The organism is Clostridium septicum (assembly GCF_003606265.1).
Lineage (GTDB): Bacteria > Bacillota > Clostridia > Clostridiales > Clostridiaceae > Clostridium > Clostridium septicum.
Map to the genome: position 1 here is coordinate 2,917,784 of NZ_CP023671.1, position 26,155 is coordinate 2,943,938.

General features: G+C 27.2%; 28 protein-coding genes and 1 other RNA gene. 22 read left to right on the top strand and 7 right to left on the bottom strand.

The annotated features are described in order from the left end of the window. Nucleotides 1-38 precede the first annotated feature (38 nt). From helD to CP523_RS13470, 6 genes are all read left to right on the top strand, one after another. On the top strand, nucleotides 39-2,315 hold the full coding sequence (helD, locus tag CP523_RS13455) for an RNA polymerase recycling motor HelD (protein ID WP_066677560.1): 2,277 nt from the start codon (nucleotides 39-41) through the stop codon (nucleotides 2,313-2,315). Nucleotides 2,316-2,511: 196 nt separating this feature from the next. Next, nucleotides 2,512-3,684 carry an FprA family A-type flavoprotein gene (locus CP523_RS13460; RefSeq protein WP_066677562.1) on the top strand — a complete coding sequence of 391 codons (1,173 nt, stop codon included), beginning with the start codon at nucleotides 2,512-2,514 and terminating at the stop codon, nucleotides 3,682-3,684. A 207-nt stretch (nucleotides 3,685-3,891) separates the two neighbouring features. After that, nucleotides 3,892-4,854 (top strand): calcium/sodium antiporter, encoded by a 963-nt coding sequence (locus CP523_RS13465; RefSeq protein ID WP_066677563.1) that lies wholly within the window; start codon nucleotides 3,892-3,894, stop codon nucleotides 4,852-4,854. A 96-nt stretch (nucleotides 4,855-4,950) separates the two neighbouring features. After that, a complete protein-coding gene (locus CP523_RS16535; RefSeq protein WP_265586010.1) occupies nucleotides 4,951-5,085 on the top strand; it encodes a hypothetical protein in 135 nt (44 codons plus the stop codon). A gap of 400 nt (nucleotides 5,086-5,485) precedes the next feature. Next, on the top strand, nucleotides 5,486-5,623 hold the full coding sequence (locus CP523_RS16050; protein ID WP_162925994.1) for a hypothetical protein: 138 nt from the start codon (nucleotides 5,486-5,488) through the stop codon (nucleotides 5,621-5,623). A gap of 155 nt (nucleotides 5,624-5,778) precedes the next feature. Continuing rightward, nucleotides 5,779-7,392, top strand: coding sequence for a YesL family protein (locus CP523_RS13470; protein ID WP_227909520.1), 1,614 nt, complete (start codon nucleotides 5,779-5,781; stop codon nucleotides 7,390-7,392). A 51-nt stretch (nucleotides 7,393-7,443) separates the two neighbouring features. On the opposite strand, the gene CP523_RS13475 is transcribed toward CP523_RS13470, so the two are convergent. From CP523_RS13475 to CP523_RS13490, 4 genes are all read right to left on the bottom strand, one after another. After that, nucleotides 7,444-7,962 carry a L,D-transpeptidase gene (locus tag CP523_RS13475; protein WP_083089550.1) on the bottom strand — a complete coding sequence of 173 codons (519 nt, stop codon included), beginning with the start codon at nucleotides 7,960-7,962 and terminating at the stop codon, nucleotides 7,444-7,446. Nucleotides 7,963-8,069: 107 nt separating this feature from the next. After that, entirely contained in the window at nucleotides 8,070-10,091 is a 2,022-nt protein-coding gene (locus CP523_RS13480; protein WP_120140952.1) for a thioredoxin domain-containing protein, read from the bottom strand. A 147-nt stretch (nucleotides 10,092-10,238) separates the two neighbouring features. After that, complete coding sequence (gene ytaF / locus CP523_RS13485) at nucleotides 10,239-10,862, bottom strand: sporulation membrane protein YtaF (protein ID WP_066677570.1); 624 nt, start codon at nucleotides 10,860-10,862, stop codon at nucleotides 10,239-10,241. Between the two features lie 83 nt (nucleotides 10,863-10,945). Beyond that, nucleotides 10,946-11,815 (bottom strand): cation diffusion facilitator family transporter, encoded by an 870-nt coding sequence (locus tag CP523_RS13490; RefSeq protein WP_066677572.1) that lies wholly within the window; start codon nucleotides 11,813-11,815, stop codon nucleotides 10,946-10,948. Nucleotides 11,816-12,059: 244 nt separating this feature from the next. On the opposite strand from CP523_RS13490, the gene CP523_RS13495 reads away from it, so the two are divergent. The 4 genes from CP523_RS13495 (at nucleotide 12,060) to ssrS (ending at nucleotide 13,469) form a co-directional block, all read left to right on the top strand. Further along, entirely contained in the window at nucleotides 12,060-12,383 is a 324-nt protein-coding gene (locus tag CP523_RS13495; RefSeq protein ID WP_066677574.1) for a hypothetical protein, read from the top strand. Between the two features lie 139 nt (nucleotides 12,384-12,522). Beyond that, nucleotides 12,523-12,795 carry a DUF1292 domain-containing protein gene (locus CP523_RS13500; RefSeq protein ID WP_066677576.1) on the top strand — a complete coding sequence of 91 codons (273 nt, stop codon included), beginning with the start codon at nucleotides 12,523-12,525 and terminating at the stop codon, nucleotides 12,793-12,795. Nucleotides 12,796-12,812: 17 nt separating this feature from the next. Beyond that, on the top strand, nucleotides 12,813-13,208 hold the full coding sequence (locus CP523_RS13505; RefSeq protein ID WP_066677577.1) for a hypothetical protein: 396 nt from the start codon (nucleotides 12,813-12,815) through the stop codon (nucleotides 13,206-13,208). Nucleotides 13,209-13,276: 68 nt separating this feature from the next. Further along, a non-coding RNA gene (ssrS, locus tag CP523_RS13510) (6S RNA) lies at nucleotides 13,277-13,469 on the top strand. Between the two features lie 132 nt (nucleotides 13,470-13,601). Here the strand turns inward: ssrS and CP523_RS16660 are convergent. Further along, on the bottom strand, nucleotides 13,602-13,805 hold the full coding sequence (locus CP523_RS16660) for a Spo0E family sporulation regulatory protein-aspartic acid phosphatase (RefSeq protein WP_066677579.1): 204 nt from the start codon (nucleotides 13,803-13,805) through the stop codon (nucleotides 13,602-13,604). Between the two features lie 307 nt (nucleotides 13,806-14,112). Between CP523_RS16660 and CP523_RS13520 the strand changes: the two genes are divergently transcribed. From CP523_RS13520 to CP523_RS13535, 4 genes are all read left to right on the top strand, one after another. Further along, on the top strand, nucleotides 14,113-14,316 hold the full coding sequence (locus tag CP523_RS13520) for a DUF896 domain-containing protein (protein ID WP_066677580.1): 204 nt from the start codon (nucleotides 14,113-14,115) through the stop codon (nucleotides 14,314-14,316). Nucleotides 14,317-14,330: 14 nt separating this feature from the next. Continuing rightward, nucleotides 14,331-15,239 (top strand): HPr(Ser) kinase/phosphatase, encoded by a 909-nt coding sequence (hprK, locus tag CP523_RS13525; protein ID WP_066677582.1) that lies wholly within the window; start codon nucleotides 14,331-14,333, stop codon nucleotides 15,237-15,239. Nucleotides 15,240-15,274: 35 nt separating this feature from the next. Beyond that, nucleotides 15,275-16,666, top strand: a complete 1,392-nt coding sequence (locus CP523_RS13530; protein WP_066677584.1) for an aminopeptidase — start codon at nucleotides 15,275-15,277, stop codon at nucleotides 16,664-16,666. Between the two features lie 87 nt (nucleotides 16,667-16,753). Further along, nucleotides 16,754-17,023, top strand: a complete 270-nt coding sequence (locus CP523_RS13535; RefSeq protein ID WP_066677586.1) for a phage holin — start codon at nucleotides 16,754-16,756, stop codon at nucleotides 17,021-17,023. Nucleotides 17,024-17,065: 42 nt separating this feature from the next. Here CP523_RS13535 and CP523_RS13540 read toward each other — a convergent pair whose 3' ends face one another. Then, complete coding sequence (locus CP523_RS13540; protein ID WP_066677587.1) at nucleotides 17,066-17,893, bottom strand: PHP domain-containing protein; 828 nt, start codon at nucleotides 17,891-17,893, stop codon at nucleotides 17,066-17,068. Nucleotides 17,894-18,043: 150 nt separating this feature from the next. On the opposite strand from CP523_RS13540, the gene CP523_RS13545 reads away from it, so the two are divergent. The 5 genes from CP523_RS13545 to CP523_RS13565 are packed head-to-tail and all read left to right on the top strand — an operon-like array spanning nucleotide 18,044 to nucleotide 21,787. After that, nucleotides 18,044-18,634 carry an anthranilate synthase component II gene (locus CP523_RS13545; protein ID WP_066677588.1) on the top strand — a complete coding sequence of 197 codons (591 nt, stop codon included), beginning with the start codon at nucleotides 18,044-18,046 and terminating at the stop codon, nucleotides 18,632-18,634. After that, a complete protein-coding gene (gene pabB, locus CP523_RS13550; RefSeq protein ID WP_066677590.1) occupies nucleotides 18,635-19,990 on the top strand; it encodes an aminodeoxychorismate synthase component I in 1,356 nt (451 codons plus the stop codon). Next, a complete protein-coding gene (locus tag CP523_RS13555; RefSeq protein WP_120140953.1) occupies nucleotides 19,990-20,745 on the top strand; it encodes an aminotransferase class IV in 756 nt (251 codons plus the stop codon). The genes pabB and CP523_RS13555 overlap by 1 nt, the downstream gene beginning before the upstream one ends. Then, on the top strand, nucleotides 20,745-21,299 hold the full coding sequence (gene folE / locus CP523_RS13560) for a GTP cyclohydrolase I FolE (protein ID WP_066677593.1): 555 nt from the start codon (nucleotides 20,745-20,747) through the stop codon (nucleotides 21,297-21,299). Before CP523_RS13555 ends, folE begins: the two co-directional genes overlap by 1 nt. Before the next feature lie 14 nt (nucleotides 21,300-21,313). Then, entirely contained in the window at nucleotides 21,314-21,787 is a 474-nt protein-coding gene (locus CP523_RS13565) for an HD domain-containing protein (RefSeq protein WP_066677594.1), read from the top strand. Between the two features lie 150 nt (nucleotides 21,788-21,937). Here the strand turns inward: CP523_RS13565 and CP523_RS13570 are convergent, their stop codons facing one another. Beyond that, nucleotides 21,938-22,960: an IS6 family transposase gene (locus CP523_RS13570; protein ID WP_120140954.1), complete on the bottom strand. Its 1,023-nt coding sequence runs from the start codon at nucleotides 22,958-22,960 to the stop codon at nucleotides 21,938-21,940. Nucleotides 22,961-23,083: 123 nt separating this feature from the next. Here CP523_RS13570 and folP point away from each other — a divergent pair, with 123 nt between their 5' ends. From folP to CP523_RS13585, 3 genes are all read left to right on the top strand, one after another. Beyond that, nucleotides 23,084-23,893, top strand: a complete 810-nt coding sequence (folP, locus tag CP523_RS13575; protein ID WP_120140955.1) for a dihydropteroate synthase — start codon at nucleotides 23,084-23,086, stop codon at nucleotides 23,891-23,893. Nucleotides 23,894-23,906: 13 nt separating this feature from the next. Further along, on the top strand, nucleotides 23,907-24,734 hold the full coding sequence (folK, locus tag CP523_RS13580; protein ID WP_120140956.1) for a 2-amino-4-hydroxy-6-hydroxymethyldihydropteridine diphosphokinase: 828 nt from the start codon (nucleotides 23,907-23,909) through the stop codon (nucleotides 24,732-24,734). Nucleotides 24,735-24,854: 120 nt separating this feature from the next. Next, a complete protein-coding gene (locus CP523_RS13585) occupies nucleotides 24,855-26,093 on the top strand; it encodes an IS256 family transposase (RefSeq protein WP_120140764.1) in 1,239 nt (412 codons plus the stop codon). The last annotated feature ends 62 nt before the right edge of the window (nucleotides 26,094-26,155 follow it).

Consider the following 26,155-nt stretch of genomic DNA (forward strand, 5'->3'; position numbering starts at 1 on the left):
TAATTAAAACATTAATCTAGTTTTATGAGGTAGTAATAATGAATGAAAATTTAGAAATAGAAAAGAAAATACTTGAAGATAAAAGGAAAAAAATAGATCATGAGTTAGAAGAGAAAAGAAAAAATCAAAGCAATATAGGGGCAAAGCTTAAGGCATTAACTAAGGAAGCTAAAGGTTCATATAGCGAAGAGAAGGAAACTACAGAAAAAATATATGCGGTTTTAAAAAAAGATATAGAAAATTATGAGGAGGCTCTTAATACTCCGTATTTTGGACGTGTTGACTTTAGGGAATTAAGAGGAGAAGAGGAAAGTATATATATAGGAAAACAGGGGATTAGCTCAACATTAGATGGAGAAGAAGTTGTAGTTGATTGGAGGGCACCAGTTTCAGATCTTTACTATAGTGGAACAGGGGGGGATGCGTATTATAAAGCCCCTTCAGGAATAATAGAGGGAAATTTATCTTTAAAAAGAAAGTTTTTATTTAAGGATAACGAAATAAAAGAAATATTCGATGAAGGAATAAATGAAATAATAATAAATCAAGCAGAAGGAAGGGATTTAGTCGATGAATTTTTAAAAATAAACCTTGAAGAAAGTAGAGGTAAGAAATTAAAGGAAGTAGTGGCTACCATACAAAAAGAACAAAATGATATTATAAGGTGGCCTAAAAATCTTCCAATAATAGTTCAAGGATCAGCAGGATCAGGGAAGACAACAATAGCCCTTCATAGATTAGCTTATTTATTATATAGATATGCAGATACAATTGAAGGTAAAGATATATTAGTATTAGCACCTAATAAGTTGTTTTTGGATTATATATCAGAAATACTACCAAACCTTGGAGTAGATCAAGTAAAGCAAACTACTTTTCAAGAGTTAGTTTGTAAAAGACTTAAGCTAAAGGGAAAAATAAAAAATAAAGATGAAAAAATAAAAGAAATAATAGAAACTACAGATGAGAAAAGGTGTGAGTTAATTACAAAGTCATCTGAAATAAAAGGCACCTTGGATTTTAAAAGTGCAATAGATAGATATATATCTTTATTAGAAAGTGATTCTGTAGATATTCAAGATGTAGTAGTAAAAGGATACGTTATTTTTACTAGAAGGGAAATTATAAGGTTATATTTAAAAGATTTAAAAACTTTTCCTATAAATAAAAGAAAAGATGAAATAAAAAGGTATTTAGGATTAAAATTAAAAGAAAAAATAGAAAATCTTTGTATTCAAATTGATATTGAGTGGGAAGCTGAAATAAAAAGAATAAAAAAAGAAATGCCAGATTGTGAAGAAAGAAGAAGTAAACTTATAAAAGTTTATGGAGAAAGAGATGAAATTAAAAACTATATAAAATCAAATACAAAAAGCGAGATGAATGATTATTTTAAAGAGTGGAGAGGAATAACCTCAAAGGATATTTATTTAAATTTATTTAGAGATAAAGAGCTTTTTGAAATAGCAACACTAGGAAAAGTTCCTGATGAAGTATTTGAATTTATGAAAGAAGAGGTATTAGAACATGCTGAAAACGGAATTATTGATGAAGATGATTTAGCACCTCTTCTACATATTAATTTGCTTTTAGAAGGAGTTACTGAAAAGGAAAAATTTAAGCATATAGTTGTAGATGAAGCTCAAGATTATAATCCATTTCAAATATATTTAATTAATAAATTATCAAAAGGAAATTCATTAACTTTAGTGGGGGATTTAGCTCAAGGTATTTACTATTATAAAGGTGTTAAAACATGGGAAGACATAACTAATGGTGTTTTTAATGGAAAGGCAACTTATATTCAATTAACTCAAAGTTATAGATCAACAGTTGAAATAATTGAGTTTGCAAACGGAGCTTTAGAGGCGCAAAAACTTGGATTAAAGTCTGCAAAACCAGTACTTAGACATGGAAAAGAGCCAAGTATTATAAAATGCAATGAAAATTGTGAAATTGTAGATAATATAAATAGAATAATAAGTGAAATTAAAGATGAAGGAAAAAGTAGCATTGCTATCATAACTAAAAGTTTAGAAGAGGGTAAAGCATTAGAAAAAATGCTTAAAAAGAAAATTAAAGAAAAAATTTCATTAGTAAAGGGTACGGAAAAAAAATCACCTGGGGATATATCAATTATACCAGCTTATTTAACTAAAGGATTAGAGTTTGATGCTACAATAATATATGATCCAAGCAAAGGGAAGTACTCAAATAGACTTTTAGATCAAAGATTATTGTATGTTTCTTTAACTAGAGCTTTGCATAGTGAATATATCATAGAAATTAGTGAAAAAACAAATATGATAAAATAATAACAATCATTGAATAATAATTGTTAATTTAGAGGAAAATAGAGAAATATAGGAATAAATACTGTAAATAGCTTATTGTGATTTTGTTATAAATAAATTAATATGTTAAAATTATGAATTGGAAGTATGTATAATAAATATTAAGTTATATTAAAGTTGTATAAATTGCACTAAGCTTATTTGGGAGGTATTTTAGATGTCAGCAGAGTTGTTAAAAAACAATATATATTGGGTAGGGGTAAAAGATCCAAATTTAAAAATATTTGATATAATTATGGAAACTAAAAAAGGAACTACGTATAATTCGTATTTAATAAATGATGAAAAAATAGCAGTTGTAGATACTGTGAAAAATGGATATTATGATGAATTTAAAAAAAATTTAACTGAAGTTATAGGTGATAAAAAGGTAGATTACGTAATAGTTCACCATACTGAATTAGACCATAGTGGTTCTTTAATTAAATTAATAGAAGATTATCCAGAAATTAAAGTTGTAGCGTCAAAGGCTGCATTAAATTATCTTAAAAATATTTTAAATATAGAATTTAATGCAATAGAAGCTAAAGAAGATTTAGTATTGGGAAAAACTACACTTAAATTTATAATGGCTCCAAATCTTCATTGGCCAGACACAATGTTTACTTATATAGAAGATGAAAAGTTTATTTTTACATGTGATTTTACAGGATGTCATTATAGTCCTATTGCCAAAATGTGTGATAGCTTTGGTGATGATTATTTTGAAGAAATGAAGTATTATTTTGATTGTATAATGGGACCATTTAAAAGATTTGTAAATATGGGGTTAGATAAAATAAAAGATTTAGAAATAGAAATCATAGCTCCAAGTCATGGTCCAGTTCATATAAGCAACATAGATAAAATTTTAAATTTATATAGAGAATGGGCTAAAGAAGTTCCAGTAGATAATAAAAAAGTAGAAATATTTTATATATCAGCTTATGGAAATACAGAAGCAATGGCTAATTTTATGAAAGAAAAGTTAGAAGAAAAAGGATTCAAAGCAGATGTAACTGAAATAACATCAATTCCTTTAGAAGAATGTGCGGCTAAAATAGAAAGAGCAAAGGGATTTATGGTGGGATCTCCAACTATAAATCAAGATGCTGTTAAGCCTTCTTGGGATTTACTTTCAGTGGTTAGTCCAGTTGTAAATAGAGGAAAGGCAGCATTAGCATTTGGTTCATATGGATGGAGTGGAGAAGGCGTAAAAATGCTTACTTCAAGACTAAAAGAATTAAAGCTTAAGACAGTGGATCCAGGTTTATCATTCTGTTTTGTACCATCTAAAGAAGAATATAAAAAGGCGGAAGAAGCAGTAAATAGTTTTATAGAACTAATGTAGAAAGTTAAAATATAAAAACTTAAAATGGTTTAAAAGTTTCAAGAAATCTCTTTTAAGCCATTTTAAGTTTTTTTTTGCTTTAAAATTAGTATTAGTTTTTATATTTAGGATAAAATAAAAAAGTTAAATAAATTTATGTATTTATGTAACAAAAATGATATAATATAGTTTTGTAATAATTAATTATAGAATATAAAGGAGAAAATGATGAATTACATTATATTGATAATTGGGTTTGTTTTGTTAATTAAAGGAGCTGATATTTTTGTAGATGGTGCAGCTACAATAGCTAAGAAGTTAGGAATACCAGCAGTTATAGTTGGACTAACTATAGTTTCCTTAGGAACTAGTGCTCCAGAATTAGCAATTAGTCTAATTTCATCTATACAAGGAAATAATGGAATAACAATAGGTAATGTTTTAGGGTCTAATATTTTTAATACTTTAATGGTTCTTGGAGTAACGGCAATAATAATGCCTATATTAATAAAGAAAACAACAATAATAAAAGACTACATAATTAATGTTTTGATATCTATATTATTACTAATTTTAACCTTTGCTCCTACTTTATTTAGTGGAGAAGCTATAATAACAAGACTTGATGGAATTATATTTTTAATAGTATGTATAGCATATATAATTTATCTTATTATTTCAGCTAAAAGAACAAATAAAAATAATGAGGATAAAGAAGAAGGAAAAAATATAAATGTAATTTCATGCATATTAAAAGTAATTATTGGAGTAGCTGGAGTTATAATAGGTGGTAAATTAGTAGTAGATGCTGCTACTAATATAGCATACTCTTTTGGGATGAGCGAGAAATTAGTAGGATTAACTATAGTTGCAGTTGGAACATCACTTCCAGAATTAGTAACCTCTATGGTAGCAGCTATTAAAGGTGAAAATGATATAGCTATAGGAAATGTACTTGGTTCTAATATATTTAATATATTATTAATACTAGGTATGTCAGCTATAATTAATCCTATTCCAGTAGCAATTAATTTAAGTATAGATATGATATTTTTAATTATTATAAGTATTATATTAGGTATATTCATGTTTTATGGAAAAGATAAGGAAACTAAATTAAGCAAATTTGAAGGTATAATTTTAGTCACCATGTATATAGGTTATGTAATATACATAGTTATGAGAAATTAGTTTGGAAGTATATTTCAATATATCAATTCTTTATATAGAATTATTATTTAATAATTACAGATAATATTAGTATCAAATAAAAAGGAAGTGATACTAATGAGTAAAGAATGTTGCTGTGGACACAATAATAAAAATAATAAAAAGCATAATCATGAAGTAGATCATGTTTGTGGAGACCATTGTTGCGGAAAAGAAAAAAAGACTGCAACAAATAATCAATGGGGAAAATAAATTTAATAAAAAGAAGTTTCTTTTTATAGAAACTTCTTTTTAATTTAAAATTATCTTAAATAATAGTAAATAAATTAAATATTTAACAAAATATTCTTTATTTTTTAATATTAGATATTGATTAAATAATAAAAATAATAAAAATATAAAAATATCCAATACATAATTTGACAAAATGAAAAAAAAGAATTATTATAGAAATATAACATGTCACGGATGTTATATTAGGGGGAAAGATATCACTGCACACAATCTTCAGATCCCCCAAGAGGATTTATAGAATAAAAAAAGTTATATTAATTAATATAACTTTTTTTATTTTATAAAAGTTATTTGATAACTATTTTATTCTTAAGGTCATATTATATATTAGAATATTCCTTAAAGGAAGAATGGTAATATGAAATTAGTACAAATATTATTAATAATAGCTGTTGGCGTAATTATGGCTATCATTGATGTAATGCCATATTTAGAATCATATAAAAAAATAAATAAGCATGAAAAAAGATTACAGAATGATGATGAAAAGAATTAGTAGTAATTTATTAAGTTAGTACAGTTTAAGCTTAAAATTAATTGAGTAAAACTGTACTTTTTATATTTTGATTGCATTTACAAAAATATAAAAGAATATTATTAATATACATGATATAATTTACTTATATAAAATAAATAATTTGGAGGAATTAAATGGATAATATACGTGAATTCAAACCACAAAAAAGTTCAATTTATAAATTTTTAGGATGGCTATTTTTAGGCTATTTTATTGGGGGAATTATATTAGCTTTTAATAGTAAATTAATTTTTGACATAAGTTTAAATATATTTTATATAGTAGCAGTATTTATTTTAGTAAGTGTAGTGTATTCATTTATAACATTTAATAAGAATTATCTTAAAACGGCTATAGGCTTAGCAGTAATATATTTTATAGCAGTAATTTTCTTTAGCCCTTTAATTAGTTATAAGAGCCATAGGAATTTATTAGGAAATGTAGAAGAAGTAGATTTTACAAGTCAAATACAACACATAGATTTAAAGCAATTACCTACTATTGATAAAGAGCTTGCTTATAAATTAGCAGATAAAAAATTAGGTGAAATACCTAGTTTAGGTAGTCAAGTTACAATAGGTAATTTAGATTTACAAAATGTTCATGGGCAACTATATTATGTGGCACCATTAGAACATTCATCATTATTTAAATGGTTTACTAATAGAGAAGGAACTCCTGGATACATAAAGGTTAGCGCAACAAATCAAAGTGATGTGCAATTAATTACTGAACATGATGGAAAGACTTTAAAAATAAAATATCTAGAATCATCATATCTTTTTAGTGATTTAAATAGAGCTGCATATTTAAGAGATATAAAGGTTGGACATACTGATTATACTTTTGAGCTAGATGATAATGAAAGACCTTATTGGGTTGTAACTAGATATGATAATGCCATTGGAATGACAGAAGCAAAGGCAATAGGAACCTTAATTATAGATGCACAAACAGGTGAATCACAAATATATGATATAGAAAATACACCAAAATGGGTAGATAGAATTCAACCAAATAGATATATTAAAAAATATATAGATAAATGGGGTGAATTGGTACATGGAGTATTAAACTTTAGTGATAAAGATAAACTAAAAAGTACAGAGGGAATGAATTTAATATTTAATAATGATATTTGTTATTATTACACTGGTATAACTTCAGTTGGTAACGATGAAGGATTAGTAGGATTTACTTTAACAAATACAAGAACTGGAAAGACTACAATGTATAAAACAGCAGGAGCAACTGAAACAGCAAGTATGCAATCAGCAGAGGGAAAAGTTCAGCAATTTGGATATAAAGCTACATTTCCATATTTAATAAATATACAAAATGAACCTACTTATTTTACAACACTTAAAGATTCAAATGGTTTAGTTAAGCAATATGCCATGATTAATGTTAAAAATTATAATATAGTAGGAGTTGGCGATTCACTTCAAGCTACATTAAATAAATATTTAGAAGGCTTAACAAATACTAATATATCTTTAGAAGGTGCTAGTAGTGAAGAAGTTTTGGAGGGAGAAATAGAAAGAATAGGATTAGTAGTAAAAGATGGTACAAGTATTTACGATATAAAGTTAAAAGGAAATGATAATATTTTCTCGGTTTCAACTGAAACATCAAGAGAAGTAGCATTAAGTTCAATTGGAGATAAAGTTATAGTTAAGTTTATAAAGGTTGGAGAAGGTAAGTTTGTTTTAACAAATTCATTTGAAAATTTAAACTTAAAATCTTAATAATTTTAATATGAAAATAGGAAGGTTACTAATTAAACCTTCCTATTTTTTTCAGGAAATATATATTGCAGTAGTTCTAGGTATATTATCGTATATCCATTTTGCATTTTCCTTAGCTAATCTAACACATCCATCAGATATGGCAACCCCTAGTCGTCCATCTCTTATGCTTCCATCTAAATTATAAATTATAGAATGAAAGAGATAATTTCCATTTATTTGAGTGTAGTACCAGCATTTATAACCATGATTTACTCCAAAATAAAGGCCTTTTATTCCTACTACAAAATTCCCTTTGATTGTAGGTGTAGAGGGTTTTCCTATACTACATAAGTAACTCTTTACAAGTTTCCAATTATTTTTTGAACCTTCAAAGATATTTGTTTTAAAATTTTTAGTATCAACCCAAATAAAATAGTAAGTGCTACTACTGAAATTATTATTATTAATAAATCTAGTTGCCGTTTCTATGTAATTTGGATCTTCCTTAAAAGTTCTTATTATAGAATTGGTTTTATAAGAAATATTTCTGTAGATTTTTCTTAAAGGGGTTTTTAAAATATATTTCATAGTAACTCCTATAAACATTTTATATAATATTATAGTATTTAAGAATTTATAAAATGTTTATTAAATTTAAAAAAATGGCTGATATAATTTATATCAGCCATTTAAAATTAAATTGGTAATATGTTAGATGGAGGAGAGCATTTATTATTTTCACACAGATAGTAAGTAATAGTTTCATTTTTAAAATCATAGTTTTTTAAATAAGGAATAAGTTCTTCAAGTTTTTCACTATTTTCATTAGTTTTTAAAACCACAGTAAGGTTTGGAATAAAGTTATTTGATAATGAGTTTTTTAATTCTTTAACATCATTAAGGTCTTTAGCTACACAAATTAATTCTTTAGAATCATATAGTTCTAAAAGTAATGCTGTTAAATAAAAGGTATAAGCCATAGGCATTTCTTTAACAGTTAAATAAAAGGCATTAAGCTGGTTATTTGCTAGTTCTATAAAGGTTTTATCACCTGTAATTTTAGATAGTTTTACTAAAATATATGAAGCTACAGAATTTCCAGAAGGAAGAGCGCCATCATAAATTTCTTTTGGATTAGCAATTAGATTTTCTGAGTCTTTTCCATAAAGAAAGAATCCAAAGTTTTCATTATCCCAAAATAAGTTTACCATATCTTTAGTAAATTTAAGGGCATCTTCTAAATAACATATATTAAGGGTTGCTTCGTATAATTCAATTAATGCAAAAATAAGATAAGCATAATCATCTAGATAACCATTGTATTTTGATTCGCCATCTCTATACCTAGCTAATAATCTACCATCTTTGTCAGTTAATTTAGATTTTATAAAAGTTAAATTTTTATTGGCAGCATTTAAATAGTTTTCATCATTTAAAACCTTATAACTTTTAGCTAAAGCAGCTATTGTTAGAGCATTCCATGATGTTAATACTTTATCGTCTTTATTTAGAGTATTTCTTTTATTTCTATAATCAAACACTTTTTTTCTAAGGATATCTATTTTTTTGTCTTCTTTGTTATAATTATAGTTATCTAAAAGATTTAATATGTTTTTACCTTCGAAATTACCTTCTTCTGTAGCATTAAAATATTCACAGAAATAACTACCATCTTCTTCACCTAAAAGCTCTATTATTTCTTTATAAGTAAAAGTGTAGAATTTTCCTTCTTCTCCATCAGTGTCTGCATCTAATGCTGAATAAAAACCACCATCTTTATTAGTCATATCACGTAGTATGAAATCTAAAGTATTAATAGCGACCTTTTTGTAAAGTGGATTTTTAGTAATCATATAAGTATCCAAATAAATCATAATAAGCAATGCATTATCATAAAGCATTTTTTCAAAATGAGGAATTAGCCATTTATTATCAGTTGAATATCGAGAAAACCCATACCCTATATGATCATATAATCCACCTCTGAACATTGATATTAATGTTTTTTCAACCATTTCTGTAGGATTAACCATATTTTCTATAATACCAAAATTTAAAAGAAACATTAATTTATGAGGTGTAGGGAATTTTGGAGCAGGACCAAAGCCACCATATTTAGGTTCAAATAATTGGCTAGAAAGTAAAAATCCATCTTTAAGAGCTTTTTTAGATAAACCCTCATTGTTATTTGTAGGGTCAAAGTCATTTTGTAATGAGTTTATGATTTTATCACTAGAAGAAATTATTTCATCTTTAGATGTACTCCATTTGTTAGATATAGTTTGAAGAAGGCTAATAAACCCTATAGCGCCGTATTTATTTTCTTTTGGGAAATAAGTTCCAGCAAAAAAAGGTTTTTGATCTGGAGTCATAAAAATTGTTAATGGCCAACCACCGCTACCAGTTAACCTTTGACATACCGTCATATATATACTATCTATATCAGGACGTTCTTCTCTATCAACTTTTATTGAAATAAAGCTTTTGTTAAGTATTGAAGCTACTTCATCATCCTCAAAACTTTCATGAGCCATTACATGACACCAATGACATGTACTATAACCTATACTAAGAAATATCGGTTTATTTTCTTCTTTAGCTTTTTTAAAGGCTTCATCACACCAACTATACCAATTAACTGGATTATTAGCATGTTGAAGTAAATAAGGTGATTTTTCATTTGTTAAATAATTATAATTCTTATTACTCAAATTAATACCTCCAAATAAATAATATATAATTAGTTTGTATTATATATTAACTCTTATACTAACATAAAGAAATTTTAGTATATATAATTTTATGATAAATAGAATAAAAAAATCTAGTCAAAGCTCATAAATTTAGAGCTTTAACTAGATTTTTTATATTACCCTCATTATGGCAAGTAAAATTAATAATGCACCGGATAACCAAGAGAGATCAATATCAACTTTTTCAATGAATTTTCTTCCAATATATACACCTGTTAATATAGCCATCATGCCAAGTATTAAGCAGAAGATTATAGCTTGAAGATAATTAACACTAATTAAACTACTACCAAATCCTACGGCTAAACTATCAAGAGAAAGTGCGAAAGCCAGATAAAAAGCTTCTTTAGAAGTAAGTATTTTTGACTTATCAAAGTCAGCTTTAGTTTCATCTGCATAAACTTGAAGTACAAAATTAAAATCAAACATTTTGAATGTTAATGGTTTTAAAGCATTTGATTTATTTTTTATATAGTTTTTAAATATGGATTCAAATAATCTATAGACACCAAGGCCAAATAAAATAAGAAAGCTAATACTGATAGCAACTGTACTAGGAATATAGTCTTTTATTAAAGAACCCAGTAAAAGAGAAACCCCAAGCATTGCAGAACAGACAATATCAATAATTAGAGCTGATAAAATTGGGATTTTAATTTTATCTGTTCCATATGCTATGCTAGCTACAAAAGAGTCTATAGATACTGATAGGACTAATAAAAGTGTTTCTAACATAAATTTATCCTCAGAAAATTGTTATAATAATAATATAATATGAGAATTTAATTTTTTTAGTTACAAATTATGACTTGAAATGATTATTGAGTAACGAAAGGATTAACATGAACCATACAATGTTTTATTTTTCTATTTTCTTCTATTAAATTGTGTACTTTAATAGCTATATCATGACCTTCTTCAACTGTAAGGAAAGAATCAACGGAAATTTCAACATCAACGTAAATCTTGGTAGAATGAAGTCGAGTTTTAACACTATCTATTTTTCTAACATCATCGATGGAATTTATTTTAGATATTATTTCAGTAATAGTATCATCCTTTGCTGATTCATCAACTAGTTGAGAAATGCTTTGTTTTGCTATTTCATAAGAAACTTTTAAAATTAATATACATATTATTAGAGATGCTAAAGGATCTAATATAGGAAATCCAATTCGTGCTCCAATAATACCTATTAAAGCTCCTAATGATGATAAGGAGTCAGACCTATGATGCCATGCATCTGCTTTTAATGAAGCGCTGTCAATTAATTTAGCATATTTCATAGTATAAAAATACATCCATTCTTTAGCTAATATTGATAATAATGCAGCAAATATTGCCAGCATGCTAGGTATAGTGAATGTTTTATTTAGTATGTCACTGGCACCAGACATACCAATTCCAAGGGCAACTAAAAATAACATTATTGATAGAAGTAAAGAAACTAAACTTTCTATACGTTCATGACCGTAAGGATGTTCCTTATCAGCAGGTTTGTTTGAAAGTTTTAAGCCTATTATAACCCCAATGGTGCTAATTACGTCGGAGAAGGAGTGAATTCCATCTGCCACCATAGCGTTACTTTTAGAAAAAAATCCAATTAATATTTTTATTATAGATAGAAGTATATTTCCAATTATTGTAGTTTTACTCACTTTGATACCTATATTTAATCTGTTATTCATAAATTTGAGTGCCTCCTTTTTTTATTATCAATTGATTTTTAGTTAATAAATAGAATTAGTGAAAATTATATTATCATAATACTTAGAATATAAAGTATTTGTGATAAAAAAGATGAGTAACTTTAATTATCAATTGATAATGATAACTATATATATTGTAATTGTTTTACAAAAATTAATAAATTATGTTATAATACATAAAGTTGTGAAAAGTAAAATAAATTGTAAAGTATAGGGTGAGATAATGAGTAATATTAAGAAGACTCTAAAATATATTGTTACTATTTTAGGAATTTTGTTTTTAGGATCTTTAGGGTTACATGGATATAATATGGGAAGATTGATGTACACGGATTTAGATGTACTAAAGATCCCTTATATAGACAAATATTATGTTGCAATAGGTGAAAAAGATGATGCAACAGATGTTTTTAAAAAATACATGGCAGATAATAATTGGCAGTTTATTGAGAATATATCAGAAATTTTAATTTTTAGGAAAGGAAATATTCAGAAAGAAGTGCATTTAGATAATTTAAAAGAAATAAAAAAGAATAAACATAAATAATAAATGGACAATTATGCATATAAAGTTATATAAATATATTATCAAATAAAATGATAATATATTTTTTTATATATAAAAATATTTGAAAATGCAAAAGAATAAAGTATAATTACAATGATAATAAAAGAGGAGAGTACTTATGGAAAAAAATAGTGTAAATATAAAAGAAGATGAAAGAGAAGTAATGACTTTTTTAGACGAAGAAGGGAACAAAGTAGAGTTTGAAGGAGTTGCTAGAATATATATAAAGGAAAAAGAATATTTATTATTAGCATCATTAGAAGACTCAAATTCAGAAGATGTGTATGTATTTAGAGTTGATGAAAAAGATGGTAAACAAGAATTAAATCTTGTAGAAGATGATAAGGAATTTTTGGCAGTAAAAAAAGAATATAAAAAATTGTTATATTAAATTAAGGAGGAATGGAAATGAATATTACTGAAATATTAAATATTCTAGATGAAAATAATTTATCAGAAATAGAAGAACTAAGAAGCGAGGAAGATTTATTACTAGTTAAATTTTATTTTGATTTTGACGAAGATGTTTTAAATGCTGCAAAAGCTTATGCTAATGAAGAAAGTGATTACGAATTTGAAAGTATAGAATGGATAAAGGAATATTTTATTCCGTATTTATATGATTTTGCTAATGATGAAGTACTTTCAATAATAGAAGAAATAGTGGATGAGTTAGATGTTTCAGGAGAAATAATGGCATTCCAAATGGATTCAAATAATTCGAATTATGTCCAATTTATGGCGTTGTTTACAAATGGATTAGATGATATTACAATAGAAGAAGTGGTAAAGGATTTCATTTAGCAGATATAGAAGGATATATATAAAATTTATATTGAACTACTATAAAAATGTGGTATAATAAAATCATAATAATCCTGAGATGTGCGTAAAGCTTATAATATTCAACCTACATTATATGTACGGGATTTGCAACACCTTATGATGATGTCGGACTTCAGAAATTCACTTTTTAGTGGCAGGAGATAACAGAATCTAAGTGAGTGAAACCCACCTGCGAGCTGCAGGTATGAATATTTAAGTGAACGGCATGTTGGGAACAATATATGCATTCAACACCTCTTTAAAGGGGTGTTTTTTGCTGTTCAAATATTTTAAAGAATATAAATGTTTTAATTAAAAAATTTATAAAAACAAAGTGGAGATAAAACTCCAAAAGAGAGATAAATACTCTTTTTAGGCTGCCTTTTTATAGGCCTTTCTAAAAAGAGTATTTTTTATGTGATTTTCATATATAGTTTTTTGTGAATCTACTATTAATTTATCTAAATTTTGAGAAACATAAATAATTATAGGATTGGTTGGGGATAAATATTTTAGAAGAAAGTTTAACAAAAGTTTTCTGTAAGTTATTTTGTTATTATATGAAATTTTAAACATATCATCACCTCTATTAATTTACAAATTTTATGTGTTTATATCATTATTATACCAAATATGATAAAAATGTAAATACAAAGCATAAGACAAATAGTTACATAAAAGTAAAAAAAATACTAGTTATTTATAGTAAAAAATGTAGAAAAAAGATAATTAATTTCTGGGAATGCCACAAAGACTTTAGAATAAAGGAAAATAGATAATTTATGGTATATGTCGAATTTTTTATAGAGTTGATATTAAATTAATTTGAATGTAAAATGTAATAAAGGTACAATTACATACAAAAGGAAAGGAAGTAAATGATATGGATTACAATGATATGAAAATAGATGATATAATAAAGAGAATAAATGAGCTTTATAAAAAGAGTAAAGAAGAAGGTTTAAATGAAGAGGAAAAAGAAGAACAACAAAAATTAAGAAGAGTATATATTGATAGAGTTAAAAGTAATTTTAAAGTTCAGTTAGAAGGGATTGAACCTAAAAATCCAACGAGTAGAAAAAGTTAAAAGGGTGATGAGTAGTGGCAGTTTCAGTTGAGAAGTTAATAAATGATTTTGATTTAGAGGTTTTAGTAGAAGGTCAACCGGATACAATGATATCTGTAAGTGATATTAATAGACCAGGTTTACAATTAGCTGGTTTTTATAACTATTTTGCTTCAGAAAGAATTCAAGTGATTGGTAAAGCAGAATGGAGTTTTTTAGATGACATGGCAGTAGAGCTTAGAAGAAAAAGGGTAGAAAAATATTTTAGCTTTAACATAAAGTGTCTAATAATAACAAGAGACCTTGAACCACACAAGGAATTACTTAGAGCAGCGAAAAAAAATAAGATATGGTTACTTAGAAGTAATTTGGTAACAACTAAATTTATGAGTAAACTTACTATATATTTAGCAGATAAACTAGCACCAGAAACTAGATTACATGGAGTTTTGGTTGACGTATATGGAATAGGGATACTTATTACAGGTGAAAGTGGTATAGGCAAAAGTGAAACTGCATTAGAACTTATTAAAAGAGGTCATAGATTAGTAACAGATGATGCAGTAGATATAAAAGAAATAGATGGGGAGCTTATAGGTACATCCCCTAGAATAACAATAGGAATGTTAGAAGTTAGAGGAATAGGGATAATAGATATTTCTGCTTTATATGGTGTAAGTTCTGTTCTTCAACAAAAAGATATAAAGCTAGTTATGCATTTTGAACATTGGAAAGATGATGGAGACTATGATAGACTTGGTTTAAATAATGAGCATCAAGATATATTAGGAGTTAAGGTTAGAAGGTTAAGAATACCTGTTAGACCTGGGAGAAATATAGCTGTTATTATAGAGGCAGCTGCAGTAAATTATAGATATTATCGTATGTCTGATGTTACTCCAGTAGATATTATTGAAAGTAGAATGGATAAAGTTTTAGAATAAAAAATATATTTAGATTAGAATAGGAGGATTTAAAAATGAGTGAAAAGCTAAAAAGTAAAAGTGCTTGGTTAAAGTACAATAATAAAGATAAAGAAGAAATTTTTCATTTTTGTAATGGATATATAGACTATATGTCTGTATGTAAAACAGAAAGAGAATGTGTTCTTACAGCTATAGATATGGTTCAAGCTATGGGTTATAGAGATCTAGAAGAAATAATAGAAAATGGAGAAGATTTAAAAGCTGGTGATAAGGTTTTTATAAATAATAAAGACAAAATGTTAGCATTATTTCTTATTGGAAAAGAGCCTATTGAAAAGGGAATGAGAATTTTAGGAGCACATGTTGATTCTCCAAGATTAGATTTAAAACAAAATCCATTATATGAGGATGGAGAACTTGCTATGATGGATACTCATTATTATGGTGGTGTTAAAAAATATCAGTGGGTTACACTTCCACTTGCAATACATGGAGTAGTAGTTAAAAAAGATGGAACTAAAATAGATGTTGTTATAGGTGAAGACGATAAAGATCCAGTAATAGGAGTTTCAGATCTTCTTATACATCTTGCAGGAGATCAACTTCAAAAGAAGGGGTCTAATGTTATAGAAGGTGAAGATTTAAATATATTAGTAGGTAATATGCCATTAGAGGGTGAAAAAAAAGATGCTGTTAAAGCAAATATTTTAAAGCTTCTTAAAGAAAAATATGATTTTGAAGAAGAAGACTTTCTATCAGCCGAACTAGAAGTAGTACCAGCAGGGAAAGCTAGAGAATTTGGTTTAGACAGAAGTATGGTTATGGCATATGGTCAAGATGATAGAATTTGTGCTTATACTTCATTAATGGCTTTATTAGAAGTTGATGATGTAGATTATACATCAGTAGTTTTATTAGTTGATAAAGAAGAAGTTGGAAGCAATGGAGCTACTGGTATGCATTCAAAATTCTTTGAAAATGTTGTTGCAGAAGTAATGGATAGAACTGGAGATTATTCAGAACTTAAGCTTAGAAGAGCACTTGCAAATTCAAAAATGCTTTCAGCAGATGTAACAGCTGCATATGATCCTAATTATCCTTCAGTTTTAGAAAAGAAAAATTCTTCTTATTTCGGAAGGGGATTAGTATTTAGTAAATACACAGGAGCAAGAGGTAAAAGTGGATGTAATGATGCAAATGCAGAATTTATGGCATGGCTTAGAAATGTTATGGATAGTAACAACGTATCATTCCAAACAGCAGAACTTGGAAAAGTTGATCAAGGTGGTGGCGGAACTATAGCTTATATATTAGCTGAGTATAATATGGAAGTTATAGATTGTGGAGTTGCTCTACAAAATATGCACGCTCCTTGGGAAGTATCAAGTAAAGTAGATATATTTGAAACTAAAAATGGATATAAAGCTTTTTTAGAAGCTAAATAGAAAAATAAAAATCTCCTAATTTTCACAGATGGTATTTAATGAGAGTATTATATTATATAACCATAAGAAAAAGGGGGATTTTTTATTATGAAAAATTTCGACTGGTCAAGATTTAAAAACTATGGGTTATGGGTATCTATAATATCTTTAATACCACTAATATTAAATGCTTTTGGAGTTAAGGTTGTAGCACCTGAATATCAAACTGCTACTAATGCTATTTTATCTATTTTAGTTGCTTTAGGTATAGTTAATAATCCAACAACTTGTAATAAATGGTTTAAAGATGATGGTGTTATAAAAGAACCAGAACCAAAAGCTATAGATGGAAATAAAGAAGAAAAAATTCGAAAATAAATTTTATTAAATAAAAAAATGAGGAGTAAAATCCTCATTTCTTTATTTTAACCAATTCATGTATTTATCAACATCAATATCATCAGGGAAAGGAATTTCTCCAACAGTTCCATGGCTACAGTCATTTGGTATACCATGACAGTCAGAGCCGCAAGAAACTAATAAATTTAATTCTTCTGCAAGATGTAAAAATTCTTTAGTTTTTTTAGATTTATTTCTAAAATATATTGCTTCTAAGCCATCAAAACCTAATTTAAGTAATTCCTTTATAGGTGTATGTTTTACTAATACAGGGTGAGCTAAAAACACTAAAGCATTATATTTTTTTAATAGTTTAATCCCTTCTTCTGTAGTGATTTTTGCAGATGGAACATATGCAGGGCAGTTATCACCTAAAATATTTTTAAATATATATTCATGATCATGAGGATAGCCAGCTTCTATTATTGCTTTGGCAATATGGGGCCTTGCAATTGTGTCTTTTCCGTTTTTTAAGACATTATTAATATCTATTTCTATATTATTATATTTTTTTAATCTCTCTACTATTTCATAAGCTCTTTTTATCCTTTTTTCTTTTAAAGATTCTAGAAAGCCTTTAAGTTCTGGATTTTTATAATCGTCACCTTTAAAAAATCCTAAAACATGTATAGACTCATGATTAAATTCAGTAGATAATTCTATTCCAGGAATAAAGTTAATATTAAGTTTTTTAGCTTCTAAAAGGGCATCATTTATACCAGAGAGTGTATCGTGATCAGTTAATGCCAAATATTCGACTCCATTTTCTTTGGCTAATTTAACAACATCTCTAGGTGAATATCTTCCATCTGAAGATGTTGAATGGGTATGTAGGTCATATTTTATCATTAGAAAATCTCCCTTCAACATTATATTTATTTTGTTAATTATATATATGAACTTTAAATTTTAATTTGTTATGATATAATTTATTCAATAAATTTATTTTAACATAATATTGTAAGTATTTAAAATCATTATATATTAAGGAGGAAACCTATGTTATTAATGCTTGATAATTATGACTCCTTTGTATTTAACCTTGTAAGGTACATAGAAGAATTAGGAGAAGAAGTAATAATTTATAGAAACAACAAAATAACAATTGAAGAAATAGAGAAATTAAAAGTTAATGGAATTATAATATCACCTGGACCTAAATCCCCTAAAGAAGCAGGAAGAAGCTTAGAAATAATAGATTATTTTAAAGGTAAAATTCCTATACTTGGAATATGTCTTGGGCATCAATGTATAGGTGATTATTTTGGAGGAGATATAATAAAAGGAAAAGAACCTGTTCATGGGAAAATGAGCATGGTGACACACAGTAATAGTGGGATTTTTAAAGGGATTAAAAATCCACTTAGAGTTACACGATATCATTCGTTAATATTAGATAAAAATACTTTACCTAATGAGTTAGAAGTAAGCTGTGAAACAGATGATGGGATAATTATGGGAGTAAATCATAAAAATTATCCTATATTTGGAGTACAGTTCCATCCTGAAGCTGAAATGACAGAGGAAGGACATAATCTTTTAAATAATTTTTTAAATATTACAAGAGAGTTTAAAGGGGAGAGTTTTTAATTGGATTTAAATATACGTGAAATAGTAACATCATTAAATCCTTTAGAGGTTTATAATATATTTAAAGATAAGAAAAATAGTATACTATTAGATTCATCAAAAGATGATAGACTTTTATCAAAATTTTCATTTATAGGAATTAATGAATTTTTAAAATTTGAATCAAAAGGAAATAAAGCTTTTATAAATGATAAGGAGATTACAGGGAATCCTTTTAATATACTAGAAAGTCTAATAAGTAAGTATAGAATAGTTGAGGATAAGTATGATGAAATACCTTTTTTATCGGGTTGTATAGGATATATTTCTTATGATACATGTAGAATACTAGAAGATTTACCTAATACATCAAAGGAAGATTTTATAATTCCTGATATGAGGTTTTCCTTTTATGATAATTTAATAATTTTTGATTTAATAAATAATAAGAAGTATATAACATCTTTAGGAGTAGTTAAAAATAGTGAAAAATCCTTAGATGAAATAGAATGTAAAATAAAATTAGGAGTTAGATTAAACGAAGAGGATATAGAGGGAAAAAATAAGAATTTTAACTCTAATTTTACAAAGAAAGAATATAAAAATGCTATATCAAAACTTAAGGATTATATAATTAGTGGAGATGTATATATTGCTAATATGACACAAAGGTTTTTTTGTGATTGTAACGATGATGCCTTTAAAATTTATAAGAGGTTAAGAAGTATAAATAAGGCTCCGTTTTCTGCATTTATGAATTATGATGATTTTCAAGTTATTAGTTCATCTCCAGAAAGATTTATTCAAGTTAAAGATAGAAAGGTTCATACTAGGCCTATAAAAGGTACTAGACCTAGGGGAAATACTAAAGAAGAAGATTATAAAAATAGTCAAGAATTATTAAATAGTGAAAAAGATAAAGCAGAACTTTTAATGGTTGTAGATTTAGAGAGAAATGATTTAAGCAAAGTTTGTAAAAATCATTCAGTAAAAGTTACTGAATTGTTTAAATTAGAAGAATATGCAACAGTATTTCATTTAGTTTCAACAGTAGAAGGTGAATTAAAGGAAGAAGTATCAGCAGTTGAATGCATTAGAGAATGCTTCCCTGGGGGATCAATAACAGGGACACCTAAAATAAGAGCTATGGAAATAATTGAAGAGCTAGAAGGGGTAAAAAGAAATCTTTATACAGGCTCTATTGGCTATTTTGATTTAAGAGGAAATTCAGATTTTAATATAGTAATAAGGACTATTGTTAAAAAAGAAAACAAAGCTTATTTTGGTGTTGGCGGAGGAATAACTTATGATTCTATAGAAGAAGATGAGTATAATGAAACTTTAGATAAGGCTAAAGCGTTAATGAGGGTATTATAATGAGAAATATTATATATAATGATGAGAAAATTATTTTAGATGAAGGAATTTTCTTTGGAAGAGGTGTATTTGAAACAATTTTAATTAAGGAAAAACCAATATTTTTAAAGGAACATATATGTAGGTTAAATAGAGGAATAGAGCTATTAGAGTTAGGAGATAAGATTAAAGAAGATTTTTTAGATAAAGAAATAGAGAAATTACATTTAAGAAATAAAGTATTGAAGGTTTTAGTTTCTCCTAAAAATATAATTTTAACAGAAAGGGATATACCTTATTCAAAGGAAGATTATAAAAATGGTTTTAAATTAAAGATTTCAAAGGTTATTAGAAATTCAACTTCTCCTTTAGTTTATATAAAGTCTATAAGTTATATGGATAATTTATTAGAAAATAAAAAAGCTAAAAAAGAAGGATATAATGAGGTTATATTTTTAAACGAAAAAGGATATTTAACTGAAGGAAGTACATCAAATATATTTCTTGTTAAAGATAATAAATTATATACACCTAAAATAGAATCTGGACTTTTAAATGGAATTATAAGAGAATATATTTTAAAAAATACTAATTGTGAAGAAGTGAAGTTAACATTAAATGATTTAATAAATTCAGATGAGGTATTTATAACTAATAGCTTATTAGGTATAATGAAAGTTATTAGTATTGAAGATAAAATATTTAGAGAACATAAATTTACTGATAGCATAAATAGAAAATATCTAGTGGATATAGAAAAACTAGGAGGGGCATAATGATAGATAAAGAGAAAATTAAAACTGGGGTAAAGTTAATACTAGAGGCAATTGGAGAAGATGTAAACAGAGAAGGGTTAATAGAAACACCTGATAGAATAGCAAGAATGTATGAAGAAATTTTTTCAGGTATTGGACAAACGGCAGAAGATGCATTATCAAAGACATTTAAAGTAGAAAATAATGATTTGGTTATAGAAAAAGATATAACTTTCTTTTCTATGTGTGAACACCATTTAGTACCTTTTTATGGGAAGGCTCATATAGCATATATACCAAATGAAAGAGTTGCAGGATTGTCTAAATTAGCAAGATGTGTTGAGGTTTATGCTAAAAAGCCACAACTTCAAGAAAAGTTAACGTCAGAAGTGGCAGATGCTTTAATGGAGTATTTAGGAGCAGAAGGTGTAATGGTAGTTATAGAAGCTGAGCATATGTGTATGACTATGAGAGGAGTTAGAAAGCCTGGAACTAAGACTGTAACTACAACTTATAGAGGCAGATTTAAAGAAGATTATGAATTAAGAAAAGAGGTTCTTTCTTTAATAAAATAGAGGTGAAAGCTTTTTTGAATAGATTAAATGATATATTAAATAGTGTTGAATATAAAGAATACATAAAGAAAATAGAGTTTTATGAAAAAGATAGAGAGTTTTGTAGGCATGATTTTAATCATTTTACTGATTTAGCAAGAATTGCTTATATAAGAGTTTTAGAAAATAGGTTACCTTATGATAAAGAAATAGTTTATACTATTGCATTTTTACATGATATAGGTAGAGTTTTAGAATATGAAAAAAATATACCACACCATAAAGGAAGCGTAATAATAGCTAGAGAATTGCTTTTAAAAAGTAACTTTTCTAGTTTAGAAATTAAGCTTATTTTAGATTGTATTGAAAATCATAGAGAGGGTGGCGAACTTGACCTTGCAAAAATAATTTATGAAAGTGACAAGCTATCTAGAAATTGTTTTTCTTGCAAAGCAATTAACAAATGTTACTGGGATGAAGAGAAAAAGAATAAATTTATAAGGTACTAGAATCTGTTAAGTTGATATGAAAAAATAGCTTGATTTTTCATAGAATTGCTCGCTCTTTGAAAATTATATAAGTTTGAATATTTTATTGTATGGAAAATAAACCAGCAATAAAATTGATTTTTGCAGGTTAAATAAAGGTATTAAATTTAATTAAGATGCTGAAAACCAAGAGTTTTTAGCAAAGCTATCGCTGGCGAAGCCGGCAACTTCTGCTGGAGTACAGTTATTTAATGATCCATGTGGTCTAATAAAGTTATAGTGAAAGATAAATAAATATATAAGGTTATTAGCTTTTTGAAAAGAGTTGAATCCTTTCTTGGTTTTATACCAGGCTTTAAATGTTTTATTAAATGATTCAATTAAATTATTATTTGTATCACTAGACATTGGAGCTACAGGAATATGAGTTGTATTGGGCAATAGCGTAGCCACGGCTTCATTATATGAAGGTAATCTATCAGTTATAAAATTAGCTGGTTCACCAAATTTTTTAGCTTCATTTACCAATGTGTATGCTGAATCAGAACTTCTAGATTTAGTTAAATGAAATGCTAAAATAAATCTAGTTTCTGAATCAATAGCTAACCAAAGGTAGTATCTTTCACCATTAATAAATACTACTGTTTCATCAGCGTGCCAATCGTCAGATTGTAAGTTTAAACTAGCTTTAAATTTATCAGCCTTTTGTTTAAAGAAAGGTGCAAATTTATTAGTCCAACTTGCTATAGTAACATGGGATACCTTAATACCAGCGTTAATCATCAAGAATTGAGAAATGGCTCTTGTTGATGAATTATTTAAAAAATATAGTGTTAATGCAGTTAGTATTACATGTAGCGGAAAACGCATTCCTTTCATTGAAAGGGAACCACTAACTAATTCACTAGAAGCTGTATCAATATTGGTGGTGTGATGTTTTACTATTATGTGATTACACTTCTTGTTATTGCACTTATAGCGATTGTAATGTTTATATGCATGATGTAAGTAAGTTCCCTTACCGCATCTAGGACATTTAGGATTATTTAGTTTAGGACGTCCGTCACCGTCGCCTAGGACGAATTGGCGCTTACACTGCTTACATTGATACTTTTGTTTAGCCTGCTTATTCATACCAAACTTATATAGTTTATCAGAATTATAGCGTGGGCATTTTATATTAGTTTTGCTCATTGTTCTTCTCTCCTTTTCGAAGGGGGTATTATTTAGTCTTGCAAACCTATTGTATTTCCTTGGGTTGAGAAGAGCAATGTTCATATAACTTAACAGATCGAGGTACTAAGATAGGGGGATTTTATGAAAATAGGAAATAAGGAATTTAATATAAAAGACAGAACGTTTATTATGGGAATATTAAATGTAACACCAGATTCGTTTTCCGATGGTGGACAATTTAATGATGTTCAATCCGCTGTAAAAAGAGCAAAGGAAATGGTTGCAGAAGGTGTTGATATTATAGATATTGGTGGAGAATCAACTAGGCCAGGAGCTGGATATGTATCAGAAGAAGAGGAGATAAAGAGGGTAGTTCCAATAATAAAAGCCATAAAAGAAGAATTAGATGTAATTATATCTATAGATACTTATAAAAGTAAGACAGCAGAAGAAGCAATAAAAGCTGGAGCAGATATAATAAATGATGTTTGGGGCTTTAAAAGAGATAGAAATATAGCTAAGGTTGCAGCTAAATATAAAGTTCAATGTATTTTAATGCATAATAGAGAAGAGAAAAAATATGAAAATTTAATGGATGATATGATTTTAGATTTAGAAGAAAGTATAAATATTGCATTAGAAGCAGGGGTAGCTAAAGAAGATATAATATTAGATCCAGGAATAGGCTTTGCCAAGACTTATGAAGAGAATTTAATTGTTATGAATAACTTAGAGAAAATAGTAAGTATGGGATATCCAGTTCTTCTTGCAACATCTAGAAAATCAATGATAGGATTAACTTTAGATCTTCCAGCAAATGATAGAGTAGAAGGAACACTTTCAACTACTGTAATAGGTATAATGAAAGGGTGTAACTTTGTTAGAGTACATGATATTAAAGAGAATAAGAGAGTAGCTATAATGACAGACAAAATATTAAAAGCGAGATAGAAGGTAAAGGTTTATGGATAAATTATATTTAGAAAATATAGAGATATTTGCTAATCATGGAGTATTTCAGGAAGAAAAAAATCTAGGTCAAAAATTTATAATAAGTTTAGAACTTAAGCTAGATACAAGAGAAGCAGCTATAACAGGAGATTTAACTAAATCAGTACATTATGGAGAGTTATGTCATAAGATTGAAGAGGAATTTCAAAAGGAAAGCTATGATTTAATAGAAACAGTAGCAGAAAAGGTAGCAGAGTTTATATTATTTAATTATAAGCTTGTAAAAGAAGTTAAGGTTACACTTAAAAAGCCGTGGGCTCCAATAAATAGACATTTAGATTATGCAGCTATAGAAATAGTTAGAGGTTGGCATAAAGCTTATATTGCTCTAGGAAGTAATATAGGTGGAAAAGAACATAACATAAAAGAGGCTATTAATAGAATAAAAGAAAATAAAAATATAACTGTGTCAAAAGTTTCTAATTTAATAGAAACAGAACCATGGGGATTTGAAGATCAAGACACATTTATAAATGGTGTTATAGAAGTAGAAACTATACTTTCACCAAAGGAACTTATAAAAACTCTTTTATCAATAGAAAATGATATGAAAAGAGAGAGAATTTTAAGATGGGGACCTAGAATAATAGACTTAGATATAATATTTTATGATGATTTAATTTCTAATGATGAAGAAGTTATAATTCCTCATCCTAGAATGGAAGAAAGAGAATTTGTATTAGAACCATTAAATGAAATTGCACCTAATATGTTACATCCAATTCTAAATAAAAGAGTATTTCAATTATTAAGAGATATAAAAAAAGCCAATTTAAAGTAAATAAAAAGATGGATAGAGACAGTAGATAGTTTTGTGTAAAAACAAAACTATCTACTGTTTTTTTGTATTAACAGTTGGAAGTTTTGGAATAATATACTATATAAATTAGGAGGAATTATTATGACAAGAAAAATTGATACCAACTTTGATTACAACGAGGAAATTAAAAGATGTAAAACAATCGATGATGTGATGGGTAAAAACGGATTAATACAAAGATTAGTTAAAGATGTTCTTGAAAATATATTAGAAGGTGAAATGGAAGAACATCTAGGAAGAAATAAATATGAACGTGTAGAAGTAGTTGATCAAACTAAGAAGAACTACAGGAATGGTTATAGTCGCAAAAATTTAAGAAGTTCCTTCGGTGACGTCGACCTAGACGTACCCCGTGATAGAAATGCTGAATTTGAGCCACAAATTATAAAAAAATATGAAACTGTGTGTACTGAGTTAGATAAAAAGATTATATCTTTATATGCTAAAGGTATGTCAACATCTGATATTCAGGCTGAAATTGAAGACTTATATGGAATAACTATATCACCATCGATGGTATCTAAAATAACTGATAAAGTGCTTGCTAGCGCCGCCGAATGGCAAAATAGAGCATTAGATAAAATATATCCAATAGTTTATTTAGATGCTATGTACTTTAAAGTTAGAAGTAATGGAAAGATAGTTAACAAGGCTGTCTATATATGCTTAGGATACACTATGGAAGGATATAAAGATATTTTAGGTATATGGGTTGATGAAGCTGAAGGTGCTAAATTCTGGTTAGGAATTTGCAATGATTTAAAAAATAGAGGTGTAAAAGAAATTTTAATTGCTTGTATGGATGGATTAAAAGGGCTTCCACAAGCTATAAAAACAGTATTTCCATCAGTAAATATTCAAACATGTATTGTTCATCAAATAAGAAATTCAATAAAATACATAGCTTCAAAAGATAAAAAAGCATTTATGAAAGATTTGAAGGAGGTTTATAAGGCTACAACAGAGGAACTTGCGTTAGCACAGCTAGATAATTTAAAGGAGAGATGGGGAGATAAATATGGAATAGTAATAGATTCCTGGTATAATAATTGGAGTAACCTTTCAACATTTTTCGACTTCTCTCCAACTATAAGAAAGATGATTTATACTACAAATATCTTAGAAGGTTTTAATCGTCAAATACGTAAATTCACTAAAGTTAGAGTCATATTCCCAACTGATGAATCTTTAAATAAGTGTGTTTACTTAGCAACGATGGAGATACTAGAAAAATGGACTCAGCCTATACATAATTGGGGTGCTACGTTAGCAGAGCTATCAATAATATTTGAAGATCAATTAAAAGATGAATTAGCTTAAAAGCTTGTACTTTTTATAAATTATATGCATACTATTAGATTTTTTTGAAATACTAAAAAAGG

Excerpts from the sequence above, each read along its gene's own strand:
- ytaF (WP_066677570.1), bottom strand. The coding sequence starts at position 10,862 with ATGTTAGAAACACTTTTATTAGTCCTATCAGTATCTATAGACTCTTTT.
- CP523_RS13585 (WP_120140764.1), top strand. The coding sequence starts at position 24,855 with ATGACAAGAAAAATTGATACCAACTTTGATTACAACGAGGAAATTAAA.
- helD (WP_066677560.1), top strand. The coding sequence starts at position 39 with ATGAATGAAAATTTAGAAATAGAAAAGAAAATACTTGAAGATAAAAGG.
- CP523_RS13495 (WP_066677574.1), top strand. The coding sequence starts at position 12,060 with ATGAGTAATATTAAGAAGACTCTAAAATATATTGTTACTATTTTAGGA.
- folK (WP_120140956.1), top strand. The coding sequence starts at position 23,907 with ATGGATAAATTATATTTAGAAAATATAGAGATATTTGCTAATCATGGA.
- CP523_RS13570 (WP_120140954.1), bottom strand. The coding sequence starts at position 22,960 with ATGAGCAAAACTAATATAAAATGCCCACGCTATAATTCTGATAAACTA.
- CP523_RS13475 (WP_083089550.1), bottom strand. The coding sequence starts at position 7,962 with ATGAAATATATTTTAAAAACCCCTTTAAGAAAAATCTACAGAAATATT.
- CP523_RS13540 (WP_066677587.1), bottom strand. The coding sequence starts at position 17,893 with ATGATAAAATATGACCTACATACCCATTCAACATCTTCAGATGGAAGA.
- CP523_RS16535 (WP_265586010.1), top strand. The coding sequence starts at position 4,951 with ATGAGTAAAGAATGTTGCTGTGGACACAATAATAAAAATAATAAAAAG.
- CP523_RS13500 (WP_066677576.1), top strand. The coding sequence starts at position 12,523 with ATGGAAAAAAATAGTGTAAATATAAAAGAAGATGAAAGAGAAGTAATG.
- CP523_RS16050 (WP_162925994.1), top strand. The coding sequence starts at position 5,486 with ATGAAATTAGTACAAATATTATTAATAATAGCTGTTGGCGTAATTATG.
- CP523_RS13555 (WP_120140953.1), top strand. The coding sequence starts at position 19,990 with ATGAGAAATATTATATATAATGATGAGAAAATTATTTTAGATGAAGGA.
- folE (WP_066677593.1), top strand. The coding sequence starts at position 20,745 with ATGATAGATAAAGAGAAAATTAAAACTGGGGTAAAGTTAATACTAGAG.
- CP523_RS13530 (WP_066677584.1), top strand. The coding sequence starts at position 15,275 with ATGAGTGAAAAGCTAAAAAGTAAAAGTGCTTGGTTAAAGTACAATAAT.
- CP523_RS13520 (WP_066677580.1), top strand. The coding sequence starts at position 14,113 with ATGGATTACAATGATATGAAAATAGATGATATAATAAAGAGAATAAAT.
- CP523_RS13545 (WP_066677588.1), top strand. The coding sequence starts at position 18,044 with ATGTTATTAATGCTTGATAATTATGACTCCTTTGTATTTAACCTTGTA.
- CP523_RS13535 (WP_066677586.1), top strand. The coding sequence starts at position 16,754 with ATGAAAAATTTCGACTGGTCAAGATTTAAAAACTATGGGTTATGGGTA.
- CP523_RS13490 (WP_066677572.1), bottom strand. The coding sequence starts at position 11,815 with ATGAATAACAGATTAAATATAGGTATCAAAGTGAGTAAAACTACAATA.
- CP523_RS13470 (WP_227909520.1), top strand. The coding sequence starts at position 5,779 with ATGGATAATATACGTGAATTCAAACCACAAAAAAGTTCAATTTATAAA.
- folP (WP_120140955.1), top strand. The coding sequence starts at position 23,084 with ATGAAAATAGGAAATAAGGAATTTAATATAAAAGACAGAACGTTTATT.
- CP523_RS16660 (WP_066677579.1), bottom strand. The coding sequence starts at position 13,805 with ATGTTTAAAATTTCATATAATAACAAAATAACTTACAGAAAACTTTTG.
- CP523_RS13460 (WP_066677562.1), top strand. The coding sequence starts at position 2,512 with ATGTCAGCAGAGTTGTTAAAAAACAATATATATTGGGTAGGGGTAAAA.
- CP523_RS13465 (WP_066677563.1), top strand. The coding sequence starts at position 3,892 with ATGAATTACATTATATTGATAATTGGGTTTGTTTTGTTAATTAAAGGA.
- CP523_RS13505 (WP_066677577.1), top strand. The coding sequence starts at position 12,813 with ATGAATATTACTGAAATATTAAATATTCTAGATGAAAATAATTTATCA.